The 12,541-nt window shown below is 67.9% G+C and carries 8 protein-coding genes; 4 read left to right on the plus strand and 4 right to left on the minus strand.

Annotation, left to right across the window (positions count from 1 at the left end; genetic code table 11):
• Positions 1 to 118: 118 nt before the first annotated feature.
• Together C5B97_RS15055 and C5B97_RS15060 are read right to left on the minus strand one after the other, a co-directional pair.
• A complete protein-coding gene (locus C5B97_RS15055) occupies positions 119 to 2,191 on the minus strand; it encodes an ABC transporter ATP-binding protein (RefSeq protein WP_104312829.1) in 2,073 nt (690 codons plus the stop codon).
• The gene (locus C5B97_RS15060) at positions 2,188 to 3,921 is read right to left on the minus strand and encodes an ABC transporter ATP-binding protein (RefSeq protein ID WP_104312830.1); all 1,734 of its coding nucleotides are present in this window, start codon (positions 3,919 to 3,921) and stop codon (positions 2,188 to 2,190) included. The genes C5B97_RS15055 and C5B97_RS15060 overlap by 4 nt, the downstream gene beginning before the upstream one ends.
• A 363-nt stretch (positions 3,922 to 4,284) precedes the next feature.
• Here C5B97_RS15060 and C5B97_RS15065 point away from each other — a divergent pair, with 363 nt between their 5' ends.
• Both C5B97_RS15065 and C5B97_RS15070 read left to right on the plus strand, forming a co-directional pair.
• The gene (locus tag C5B97_RS15065; protein ID WP_104312831.1) at positions 4,285 to 6,069 is read left to right on the plus strand and encodes a biotin carboxylase N-terminal domain-containing protein; all 1,785 of its coding nucleotides are present in this window, start codon (positions 4,285 to 4,287) and stop codon (positions 6,067 to 6,069) included.
• Positions 6,070 to 6,168: 99 nt separating this feature from the next.
• Complete coding sequence (locus C5B97_RS15070; protein WP_104313024.1) at positions 6,169 to 6,963, plus strand: TSUP family transporter; 795 nt, start codon at positions 6,169 to 6,171, stop codon at positions 6,961 to 6,963.
• A gap of 58 nt (positions 6,964 to 7,021) precedes the next feature.
• Here the strand turns inward: C5B97_RS15070 and C5B97_RS15075 are convergent, their stop codons facing one another.
• On the minus strand, positions 7,022 to 7,570 hold the full coding sequence (locus tag C5B97_RS15075; RefSeq protein WP_104312832.1) for a YceI family protein: 549 nt from the start codon (positions 7,568 to 7,570) through the stop codon (positions 7,022 to 7,024).
• A 178-nt stretch (positions 7,571 to 7,748) separates the two neighbouring features.
• Positions 7,749 to 9,197 carry an NAD(P)H-quinone dehydrogenase gene (locus C5B97_RS15080; RefSeq protein ID WP_104252218.1) on the minus strand — a complete coding sequence of 483 codons (1,449 nt, stop codon included), beginning with the start codon at positions 9,195 to 9,197 and terminating at the stop codon, positions 7,749 to 7,751.
• Positions 9,198 to 9,325: 128 nt separating this feature from the next.
• Here C5B97_RS15080 and C5B97_RS15085 point away from each other — a divergent pair, with 128 nt between their 5' ends.
• Complete coding sequence (locus C5B97_RS15085) at positions 9,326 to 10,156, plus strand: purine-nucleoside phosphorylase (RefSeq protein WP_104313025.1); 831 nt, start codon at positions 9,326 to 9,328, stop codon at positions 10,154 to 10,156.
• Positions 10,156 to 11,877: a phospho-sugar mutase gene (locus C5B97_RS15090; protein ID WP_104312833.1), complete on the plus strand. Its 1,722-nt coding sequence runs from the start codon at positions 10,156 to 10,158 to the stop codon at positions 11,875 to 11,877. The genes C5B97_RS15085 and C5B97_RS15090 overlap by 1 nt, the downstream gene beginning before the upstream one ends.
• Positions 11,878 to 12,541: the final 664 nt, after the last annotated feature.

The following is a 12,541-nucleotide window of genomic DNA, read 5'->3' on the forward strand; positions in this document are numbered from 1 at the left end:
CGTCTAGCCGCATCCGTCGCCCCGACACCCCTGAACGCAGTTTCGGGATGGGTTTCGCACTTCGAGATGGGAAAGAACCCATCCGGAAGCGCGGAACCCATCCCGAAACGGTGGTGGACTACGAGGTGAGCGTGCGCTCCTCCACGTCCAGGTCGCTGACGGCCTGCTCGAACTGCGAGTTGTAGAGCCTCGCGTACGCGCCGCCCTGCTTCACGAGCTCGTCGTGCGTCCCCTGCTCGACGATGGAGCCGTGCTCCATGACGAGGATCAGGTCGGCGTCGCGGATCGTGGAGAGACGGTGCGCGATGACGAAGCTCGTGCGCCCCTGGCGGAGTGCCGCCATCGCCTGCTGCAGGAGCAGCTCCGTGCGGGTGTCGACCGAGCTCGTCGCCTCATCGAGGATGAGGACCTGCGGGTCGGAGACGAACGCGCGCGCGATGGTGATGAGCTGGCGCTCCCCCGCGGAGACGTTGGACGCGTCCTCGTCGAGCACGGTGTCGTACCCCTCCGGGAGGGAATGCACGAAGCGGTCGACGTAGCAGGCGGTCGCAGCCGCGAGCACTTCCTCGTCGGTCGCGTCCTGGCGCCCGTAGCGGATGTTCTCGCGGATCGACCCGGCGAACAGCCACGGGTCCTGCAGCACCATGCCGGTGCGGCTGCGGACGTCATCTCGCCGCAGCTCGGCGATGTCCTGCCCATCCAGCAGGATGCGCCCGCCGTCGAGTTCGTAGAACCGCATGATGAGGTTCACGAGCGTCGACTTGCCAGCACCCGTCGGCCCGACGATCGCGACCGTCTGGCCAGGCTCGACCGAGAAGTTGAGGTTCTCGATGAGCTTCTGCTCGGGGGTGTACGAGAAGGTGACGTCGTCGAAGACGATCTCCCCCGCGCCGTTCGCCGGCTTGGGAGCATCCTTCGAGTCGGGCTCCTGCTCGTCCTCGTCGAGGAGCTCGAACACGCGCTCGGCCGAGGCCGTGCCCGACTGCAGCACGGCGGCCATGCCGCCGAGCTCCGCGAGGGGCTGCGTGAACTGCTGCGAGTACTGGATGAACGCCTGCACGTCGCCGAGGCGGAGGTTGCCGCCCGCGACCATGAGGCCACCGAGCACCGCGATGCCCACGTAGGACAGGTTGCCGATGAACATCATCGCCGGCATCATCACGCCCGCCCAGAACTGCGCCTTGAAGGCCGCCTGGAAGAGCTGCTCGTTGTCGACCTGGAACTGCTCACGCGCATCCTGCTCACGTCCGAAGACGCGGACGAGTGCGTGACCCGAGAAGGACTCCTCGACGCGGGCGTTGAGGCGCCCCGTCTTCTTCCACTGCTCGGCGAAGTTCCTCTGCGACTTCGGCCCGATGACACCGAAGATGACCCCCATGAGGGGCAGCGTGACGAGCGCGACGAGCGCGAGCTGCCAGGAGATGGAGAACATCATGACGAGCACGCCGACCACGGTGAGCACGCTCGTGACGACCTGCGACAGCGACTGCTGCATGGTCTGGGTGATGTTGTCGATGTCGTTCGTGACGCGGCTCAGCAGCTCGCCGCGCTGCACGCGGTCGAAGTAGCTGAGCGGCAGCGAGTTGATCTTGCGCTCGACGTCCTCGCGCAGCTTGTACATCGCCTTCATCATGATGATGTTGATGACGTAGCCCTGCAGCCACATGAGCAGCGCCGAGAAGACGTACAGCGCGAGCACGGAGAGCAGCACCATGCCGAGTCGCTCGAAGTTCACACCCTCGCCCGGGGTGATGTCCATGGCCGCGACCATGTCGGCGAACTGCGTCTGGCCGGAGTCGCGGAGCCCCGCGACGACCTGCTCCTTGGAGGCTCCCGAAGGCAGCTGGCTGGAGACGACGCCCTCGAAGATGAGGTTCGTCGCCTCACCCAGCACGCGCGGGGCGATGACCGAGAGCACGACGCCGACCGCGCCGAGGAACGACACGATGATGAGTGCCGCGCGGTAGGGGCGGAGCCTGCCGAGCAGCCTGCCGAAGCTCTGCCCGAAGTTCTTCGCCTTGCCGGGAGCCACGCTGTCCCAGTCGCCGGACGACTGGCGAGCCTGTTCGGCGAGCTCGAGTTCGAGCTGCTCCTCCTCCGTCAGGACCTTCTCGACGACCTCCTTGGCCTTGCGACCGCGGCCGCGCGATGCCTTCGCATCCTGCTTCTGGTTCTCTGCGTCACGGCTCATGACTGTGCCTCCACTGCAAGCTGGGAATCCACGATCTCCTTGTACGTCGTGCAGCTCTCGAGCAGCTCGTCGTGTGTTCCGAGACCGACCATGTGACCGTCGTCGAGGACCACGATGCGGTCGGCGTCGACGATGGTCGAGATGCGCTGGGCGACCACGATCTTGGTGACGCCCGGCAGCTGCTCCCAGAGGGCGCGGCGCAGCCTGGCATCGGTCGTGAGGTCGAGCGCCGAGAAGGAGTCATCGAAGACGAACACCTGCGGCTCGTGCACGATCGCTCGAGCGATGGCGAGTCGCTGGCGCTGCCCGCCAGAGACGTTCGTGCCGCCCTGGGCGATGCGCGACTCGAGCTGCTTGTCCTTCTCCTGGACGAACGCCGTGGCCTGCGCGATCTCGAGCGCCTTCCAGAGGTCGTCGTCCGTCGCGGCCTCGCGGCCGTACCGGAGGTTGGAGGCGATCGTGCCGGTGAAGAGGAACGGGCGCTGCGGGACCAGGCCGATGCCGTCCCACAGGAGCTCCGCATCCGCCTGGCGCACGTCGACCCCGTTGACCTTGACGGTGCCACCCGTCGCATCGAACAGGCGCGGGATGAGCGACACGAGCGTCGTCTTGCCCGCACCCGTCGATCCGACGACGGCGACCGTCTCTCCGGGGGCGGCGCGGAACGAGATACCGGTGAGGACAGGCTCGTCGGCGCCCGGGTACGTGAACTCGACGTCGTCGAACTCGATGACGCCGGGCTCCGGGAAGTCGGTCACCGGGTGCGCCGGCATGATGAGCGTCGACTCGGTGGCGAGCACCTCGGAGATGCGGTCGGCGCTCACCGCGGCGCGCGGGATCATGATCGTCATGAAGCTGGCCATGAGCACGCCCATGAGGATCTGCATGACGTAGGCCATGAACGCGAACAGCGTGCCGATCTCGACCGTGCCCTGGTCGACCTGGATGCCGCCGAACCAGATGACGCCGACCACGGTGATGTTCAGGACGAGCATGGCGAGCGGGAAGAGCGTGACGAAGAGGTCGCCGACGCGCTTGCCGAGCAGGAAGAGGTCGTTGTTCGCGACCTCGAAGCGCTTCTCCTCGATGGGCTCGCGCACGAACGCGCGCACGACGCGCACGCCGGTGAGCTGCTCGCGCAGGATGCGGTTGATGTTGTCGAGCTTCACCTGGAACTGGCGGAACAGCGGCACCATGCGGCTGATGATGATGCCGACCAGCAGGAGCAGCACGGGTGCCGCGACGCCGATGATCCAGGACAGGCCCACGTCCTGCTGCAAGGCCATGATGATGCCGCCGATCGCGAGCATCGGGGCTGAGACCAGCATGGTGGAGCCCATCATGGCGAGCATCTGCACCTGCTGCACGTCGTTCGTGTTGCGCGTGATGAGCGAGCCCGCGCCGAAGCGCGAGACCTCGCGCTCGGAGAAGCTGCTGACCCGGGCGAAGACGTCGGCGCGGATGTCGCGGCCGAGCGCCATGGCGGCGCGGGCGGCGAAGACCGTCGCGATGATGGAGCAGGTGATCTGGCCGAGCGAGATGGCGAGCATGACGGCGCCGGTCGACCAGATGTAGTCGGTGTCGGCGTTGGCAACGCCCTTGTCGATGATGTCGGCGTTGAGTCGCGGCAGGTACAGCGACGCGAGCGCTTGAAGGAACTGGAAGACCAGCACACCCGCGAGGAGCGGCCAGTACTTCCGTAGATAACGGGCGAGGAGCTTACCGAGCATCGATTCTCCGGAACGACGAGGCCTCTTCGACGGCGCATCCACTAACGTGGTGGATGCGCGTCACCGAAGACGCGGAGTGGACGGCAATGTGGGCGGGCCCGGAGCGGACCTGGCACGAATGACCATTGCTGGCTAGGTGCCTGGCTGGGCAAAAAACCGCAGCCCTGTAGCTAAGCACGAGGTGACATCACCTGCAATCGGCTTCCCACCCCATGGGAATGTGTTGCGACGCCAATGTCGCCCAACTGACAGCACCTCGGCGTGGTGAGAACCTCCAACCGCGCGCATCTGACAACCTTCTCCGGATAAGTTTGTCGAATCGAGCCAAATCCGGCCGCCCCGACCTCAATAGGCTTAGGAACCATGTCGCGAATCTCGAAGCTCCTCACCGCCAACCGTGGCGAAATCGCCGTACGCATCGCACGAGCTGCTCGAGACGCGGGTATCGCCTCCGTCGCCGTGTACGCAGACCAGGACCGCGACGCACCGCACGTTCGCCTCGCCGACGAGGCCTACGCGCTGCGCGGCGCGACCAGCGCCGAGACGTACCTCGTGATCGACAAGCTCCTCTCCATCGCGCGCCGCTCCGGTGCTGACGCCGTGCACCCCGGCTACGGCTTCCTGGCCGAGAACGCCGACTTCGCTCGCGCCGTCATCGGCCAGGGCCTCACCTGGATCGGCCCCTCCCCGGAGGCCATCGAGGCGCTCGGCGACAAGGTCACCGCCCGCCACGTCGCCGAGAAGGTCGGCGCACCGCTCGCCCCAGGGACGCTCAACCCCGTCGAGGGTCCGGACGAGGTGCTCGCCTTCATCGACACGCACGGTCTGCCCGTCGCCATCAAGGCCGCGTTCGGCGGCGGCGGACGCGGACTCAAGGTCGCCCGTGAGCGCGAGGAGGTCGCCGAGCTCTTCGAATCGGCCACCCGCGAGGCCATCACGGCCTTCGGCCGCGGCGAGTGCTTCGTCGAGAAGTACCTCGACAAGCCGCGCCACGTCGAGACGCAGTGCCTCGCCGACGCCCACGGCAACGTGGTCGTCGTCTCGACCCGTGACTGCTCGCTGCAGCGCCGCCACCAGAAGCTCGTCGAAGAGGCCCCCGCACCCTTCATCACGGCCGAGCAGGAAGCTGAGATGCGTCGCGCCTCGAAAGCCATCCTCAAGGAGGTCGGCTACGTCGGCGCGGGCACCTGCGAGTTCCTCCTCGCCGCCGACGGCACCGTCGCGTTCCTCGAGGTCAACACGCGCCTCCAAGTCGAGCACCCCGTCTCCGAAGAGGTCACGGGCATCGACCTCGTGCGCGAGCAGTTCCGCATCGCGCAGGGCGAGGCCCTCGGCTACGACGACCCCCAGGTGAGCGGCCACTCCTTCGAGTTCCGCATCAACGGCGAGGACCCGGGCCGCGGCTTCTTCCCCGCTCCCGGAACCATCACGACCTTCCGTGTGCCTGGCGGCCCCGGCGTTCGCGTGGACTCGGGTGTCCGCGAGGGCGACATCGTCTCCGGCGCCTTCGACTCGCTGCTCGCGAAGCTCATCGTCACGGGCGCCACCCGCGAGGAAGCGCTCGAGCGCTCACGCCGCGCTCTCGAGGACTTCGAGCTCAACGGTATGCCGACGGTGCTCCCGTTCCACCGCTCCGTGGTGCGCGACCCCGCGTTCACGGCCGAGAACGGCGAGTTCGGCGTGTACACGAGCTGGATCGAGACCGAGTACAACAACACCCTCGAGCCGTGGGGCGGCGAGGCCGGTGACGTCAACGAGCCCATCGCTCGGCGCAACGTCGTCGTCGAGGTCAACGACAAGCGCCTCGAGGTGTCCCTCCCCGAGCGCCTGCTTGCCGTGACGGGTGCCGGCCACGGCGGCGCAGGCCGCACCATGGCGGGCCACGCGCCGAAGCGTCGCACGCACACCAACGTCGAGACGCATTCGAGCGGAGACATCACCGCCCCCATGCAGGCGACGATCGTGAAGTTCGCCGTGGCAGAGGGCCAGAAGGTCGTCAAGGGCGACCTGCTGGTCGTGCTCGAGGCCATGAAGATGGAACAGCCCATCCAGGCTCCGCGCGACGGCGTCGTCGCGGCCATCACCGGCACGGCGGGTGAGACCGTCTCGAGCGGCACGAAGCTGCTCGAGCTCGCCGACGCCGAGTAGCCTCGACAGGTGCCCGACGCCTTCCTGCTGACCCCCGCTCTGCTCTCGCCTCCGCTCGACGTCACGCTCGCCGCGTCCGACGCGAGCTGGCTCGAGTCGTTGACGGGGCTCGAGGGGTTCAACGGGTGGCTGCTGGCGCTCGTCATCGCCGGCGGCTTCGCGGCCGGCTGGGTGGATGCGGTGGTCGGGGGCGGCGGGCTCATCCAGCTCACGATGCTCCTCACCCTGCCCGGCGTCACGCCCGTGCAGGCGCTCGCGACGAACAAGCTCGGCAGCATCGCCGGCACCACGACCAGCTCCATCACCTACTTCCGGCGCGTGAAGCCCGACCTCCGCACGGCGCTGCCCATGGCGGCGATCGCGCTCTTCGGCGCGTACGGCGGCGCGATCCTCGCGTCCAGCATCCCGGCCGCCGCGTTCAAGCCGATCATCGCCGTCGCGATCCTCGGCATCGGCATCTTCACGGCCTTCAAGCCGAGCGTCGGGCAGCTCGACAAGCTCAAGTACGAGGGCCGCAAGCACCACGTCGTCGCGGGCCTCATCGGCTTCGCGATCGGCGTCTACGACGGCGTGCTCGGGCCGGGCACCGGCTCGTTCCTCGTCATCGCCCTCGTGTCGCTGCTCGGCTACTCGTTCCTGCAGGCCAGCGCGAAGGCGAAGATCGTGAACCTCGGCACCAACCTCGGCGCGCTGCTCTTCTTCGCGCCACAGGGGTACGTGCTGTGGGGCCTCGGTGCCATCCTGGCAGTCTCGAACGTCGCCGGCGGCTACATCGGCGCGCGCACCGCCATCCGCGGCGGCAGCAAGCTCATCCGCTGGGTCTTCCTCATCGTCGTGAGCGTGCTCTTCATCAAGCTCGCCACCGACATCTGGAACGAGTACTTCGGCGGCTGAGCGCACCGCGATCCGCAGAGGGGGATGCTGCGGATCGTCGGCCTCCGTGCGGGCCCGACTACTCGGTCTTGGTGACCGATATCTCGAACTCCAACGTGATGCGCTCCGACACCAGCACCCCGCCGGAGTCCAGCGGCATGTTCCATTCGAGTCCGAAGTCGCGCCGCCGCAATCGGCGGCTCCCCTCGAAGCCAGCTCGGAGCACGCCGAACGCATCCGTCTCGACCCCGACCAACGAGATCGGCACCATGACCTCCTGGGTGACGTCGCGGATCGTGAGATCTCCGGTCACGGCGTACGAGCCCTCGTCGATCTCCTCGATCTTCCTGCTGACGAACGTGATGTCCGGCCAGCGATCCACGTCGAAGAAGTCCGCGCTGCGCAGATGCTCGTCACGCTTCGCGTTCCGGGTGTCGACGCTCGACGCTCTCACCGTCAGCGTGGCCTCAGACCTTGAAGGGTCGTCGGCGTCGACCAGGAGCTCGCCCTCGACGTCATTGAACGCCCCTCGCACCGTCGTGATCATGGCGTGACGCGCCGAGAACCCGATACGAGTGTGCTCCGGGTCGAACGCCCAGACTCCATTCACTTGCTCGACATCGATCATCGCTCCCCAATCGTGGATTCCCCCAGCCACGCACCCGCCAGAAGCAGGAAGACGCGGAACCACGCACAACGCGCAGCCAATCGGCACGATACCTGCGCTTGACGGGACTCCCCGCCAAAACGCTGGCGGCGGGCGAAAAGGAGAATGCGGATTAGCAGCGAGCGCCCGCAGAGGCCGCCTAGCTCTTCGTCTGCTCCGAGTAGGGCACGTGCATGGCGTGCGCCGCATCCGAGATGCTGCTCGCGAGCGACGGGTAGACGGCCCACGCGCGCGCAACCTGGTCGACCGTGAGGCGCTGCTCGATCGCGATCGACAGTGGCAGCACGAGCTCTGAGGCGCGCGGCGCGACGATGACGCCGCCGATGACCGTGCCGAGATCGTTGCCCGCGATGAGCTTCACGAAGCCGTCGCGAACACCCTGCATCTTGGCACGCGGGTTCTCGCTCAGGGGCAGCTTGTAGACGCGCCCCTCCCGGGTGCCGTCCTCGATCGAGCGCTGCTGCCAGCCGACGGTCGCGATCTCCGGGTACGTGAAGATGTTCGACGCCACGTTGCGGAGGTTGATGGGACGCACCTCGTCACCCAGCGCGTGGAAGACCGCCGTGCGCCCCTGCGTGGACGCGACGGACGCGAGCGGGAAGAACTCCGTGCAGTCGCCCGCCGCGTAGATGTTCGGCACAGAGGTGCGGGCGACGCGGTTGACGCGGATGTGGCCGGAGGGCGTGACCTCGACGCCGGCGCCTTCCAGGCCGATGCCCGAAGTGTTCGGGATGGAGCCGACCGCGATGAGGCAGTGCGAGCCGCGCACCTCTCGCCCGTCGTCGAGCGTCGCCACGACCTCGTCGCCGTCGCGGACGACGGTCGCCGCGCGGGACTTGGACAGAACTGTCATGCCGCCCCGCTTGAAGACGTCCTCGATCACGTCAGCCGCATCCGCGTCCTCGTTGGGAAGCACGCGGTCGCGGCTCGAGACGAGCGTGACCTTCGCGCCCAACGCCGAGTAGGCAGAGGCGAACTCGGCCCCCGTGACGCCGGATCCGACGACGATGAGATGGCTCGGCATCTCCTTGAGGTTGTACAGCTGGGTCCAGGTGAGGATGCGCTCGCCGTCCGGCTTGCACGAGTCGAGGGTGCGCGGGCGAGCACCCACCGAGATGACGGCAGAGTCGAACTCGATGCGATCGAAGTCCTGCCCACCGGAGCCCGTGCCCACCGTGACCGCCGAGTTGCCGTCGAGCTTGCCCTCGCCCTGGATGACGTTGACGCCCGCCGCCTCGAGGGTGCGCTGCATGTCATCCGACTGGTTCTGAGCGAGACGCAGCAGACGCTTGTTGAGCTTCGAGAGGTTCACCGCCACCTCCGGCTTCAGCGGCTTGCCGCTGTCACCCTTCGCGAAGAACTGCACGCCCAGCTCGCCGGACTCGCGGATCGCCGTCGCAGCCTCCGCACTCGCGATGAGGGTCTTCGACGGAACGACGTCGGTGAGGACTGCGGAGCCGCCGACGCCGACGCGCTCGACGAGAGTGACTTCCGCGCCGAGGCGGGCGGCCGACAGTGCGGCTTCGTACCCGCCTGGCCCCCCGCCGACGACGACGATGCGATGCTTGCGATCAAAAGGCGTGGCCATGAGCCCATTCTGCTCCTCCCGCATGAACCCGCCAAACCGGGCCGGTATCCAAGCCGTTTCCGGGCACGCGCGGAGTTCATCAGCCCTTGCTCCCCGTTCGCCGCGCCACGGTCGCTACGCTGGTGAGCATGTCTACGCACGAAGCAGCCTCGATCGACGACCCAGCCACCTCACCCTTCGAGTTCGCGCAGGCAGCTGCCGCGGTCATCGCCGAGAAGACGGGTGTCGAACGCCACGACATCGCGCTCACGCTCGGCAGCGGATGGGGCCAGACCGCCGACCTGCTCGGTGAGACGATCGCGACCATCCCGGCCGACGAGGTGCCCGGGTTCGCGAAGTCCGACATCCCCGGTCACTCCGGGACCCTCCGCTCCATCCGCCTCGCGAATGGCAAGCACGCGCTGGTCATCGCCGCGCGCACCCACTACTACGAAGGCAAGGGAGTGCGCCGGGTCGTGCACTCCGTGCGGACCGCCGCCGCCACCGGCGCCTCCGTCATGATCCTCACGAACGGCGCAGGCGGGGTGCGGCCCGAGTGGGGCCCCGGCACGCCGGTGCTGATCTCGGACCACATCAACCTCACGGCCGACTCCCCCCTCGAGGGCGCGACCTTCATCGACCTCACCGACCTGTACTCCGCACGCCTCCGCGAGCTGGCGCTCACGGTGCGCGAACTCGATGAGGGCGTCTACGTGCAGTTCCGCGGCCCGCACTACGAGACACCCGCCGAAGTGAAGATGGCGCGCACGATCGGCGGCGACATCGTCGGCATGTCGACCGCGCTCGAGGCGATCGCCGCACGCGAGGCGGGTATGGAGGTCCTCGGCATGTCGCTCATCACGAACCCCGCCGCCGGCGTCTCGCCGAACCCACTCAGCCACACCGAGGTGCTCGAGGCGGGCAAGGCGGCAGAAGCCGACCTCGCCGAGCTGCTGTCGCAGATCGTGGTGAAGCTCTGATGAGCGGCCTCGCACGCCAACTCCAGGTCGCCCTGCGACACAACGCGATCGCGTGGCGCGACCAGGACCCCGACGAGGTCACGCGCGCCGAGCTGCAGCAGCTGCTCGACGCCGCAGGCGACGTCTCGCCCGAGCTCACCGCCATCGAAGACACCGACACGAGCGAGCGCGCGATCGCCTGGCGCGACCTGCACGACCGGTTCTCGGCACGTCTGGCCTTCGGGACCGCAGGTCTCCGCGGCAGGCTCGGAGCCGGACCCAACCGCATGAACCGGGTGCTCGTCGCCCAGGCCGCGCGTGGCTTCGCCGACTTCCTGCTTGCGCGCGAGGAGTCGCCATCCATCGTGATCGGCTACGACGCCCGCAACAACTCGAAGCGGTTCGCCGAGGACACCGCCGAGATCATGCAGGCCGCAGGCGTGGCCGCGACGATCCTGCCGAGGCAGCTGCCGACGCCCGTGCTGGCCTTCGCGGTCCGCCGCCTCGCCGCATCCGCTGGCGTCATGGTCACCGCCTCGCACAACCCGAAGTGGGACAACGGCTACAAGGTCTACCTCGGCGGCGCCGATGACGGTTCGCAGATCGTCGCACCCGTCGACGCCCAGATCGCCGCGGCCATCGGCGCCGTCGCGGCCGGCACAACCGTGCCCGAGATCCCGCGCTCGACCGACTACGCCACGGCAGACGAGTCCATCGTCAGCGAGTACGTGTCGGCGACCGCTGCGCTGCTGCGCGGAACACCGAGCGATGTCCGCTTCGTCTACACGCCCCTGCACGGCGTCGGATGGGAGACCTTCCGCGCCGTCATCGCCGAGCTCGGCATCGCCGAACCGGTGGTCGTCGCGCAGCAGGTCGAGCCGGACGGAGCCTTCCCAACCCTCGACTTCCCGAACCCCGAAGAGCCCGGCGCCCTCGACCTCGCCTACGAGACGGCGGATGCGGCCGGCATCGACCTCGTCATCGCCCACGACCCCGACGCCGACCGTCTTGCGGTCGCAGTGAAGGACGCAGCCGGGTGGCGCCGATTCGGCGGCAACGACATCGGCAAGATCCTCGGCTGGCGCGCCGCCGAGCAGGCGAAGGCGGACGGCGTGCACGGCACGCTCGCGACCTCCGTCGTCTCCGCCCCGGCGCTCGGGCGCATCGCGCACGAGTACGGGCTCGACTACGCCGAGACGCCCACCGGGTTCAAGTGGATCTCGCGCGCCCCGAACATCCTCTACGGCTACGAGGAGGCCCTCGGCTACCTCGTCAACCCCGAGACCGTGCACGACAAGGACGGCATCTCGGCGTCCGTCGCGATCCTCGAGCTCATCATCGGCCTGCAGGCCGAGGGACGCTCGCTCATCGATCACGACGACGCGTTCGCCGAGCGGTTCGGCACGTTCGTGTCGACACAGGTGTCGGTGCGCTTCGACGACATCACCGAGATCCCACGCGTCATGGCCGTGCTGCGCAGCCACACCCCGAGCGAGGTCGGCGGTGTCGAGGTGCTCGAGACCGGCGACCTGTCCGGCGACGAGGTGCCCATCGACCTGCTCCGCTACCAGCTCGCCGACGGCACCCGCGTCATGGTGCGCCCGTCGGGCACCGAACCCAAGATCAAGGTCTACGTCGACGCGTCGAGCGAGGAAGGCTCGCCCGCGGAACGAGCGACCGACGCCGAATCGAAGGCAGCTCGCGCCGGGGAAGCCCTGCGAATCACCCTCACCACCGCGTAGACACCGCAGCGCACGTATCAGGAGCCCCTCGGGTTGGAGATCCTTCCATCCCGAGGGGCTCCCGTCGTTCTTGCGCCGCTGTGCCTCACCCTCGAACCTTCCGGCCGCATCCCGCGCCTCGCATCCACTTCGGGATGGGAACCTCGCACTCTTACGGGAAACTTCCCACAACGAAGCGAGGTTCCCATCCCGAAACCGCGGGCGTGGCCCGACGCGAGCTTCCCGACCCGAGGCGACCTTCCCGGCCCGGCGCTACCTGCCCGCCCGACAGCATCGTTTCGGGATGGGTTCCACGCTTCGAGATGGGTTGCAACCCATCCGCGTGCGCGAAACCCATCCCGAATACGCACCGAGCAGAGTGCGGTCACGCACCTCCACGCTCGCAGCACCAACCCCAGACTTCGGGATGGAAACCTCGCAGTCTTGAGGGAAACTTCCCGCAACGAAGCGACTTTGCCATCCCGAATACGCACCGAGCAGAGTGCGGTCACGCACCTCCACGCTCGCAGCACCAACCCCAGACTTCGGGATGGGAACCTCGCAGTCTTGCGGGAAACTTCCCGCAACGAAGCGACTTCGCCATCCCGAAACTCCGGGCGAGGCCCAAGTCGACCTTCCTGGCCCGATAGCATCGTTTCGGGATGGGTTTGACGCGCGCAGATGG

Origin of the sequence: Pseudoclavibacter sp. RFBB5 (assembly GCF_002931555.1) — a bacterium.
Taxonomy (GTDB): domain Bacteria; phylum Actinomycetota; class Actinomycetes; order Actinomycetales; family Microbacteriaceae; genus Pseudoclavibacter.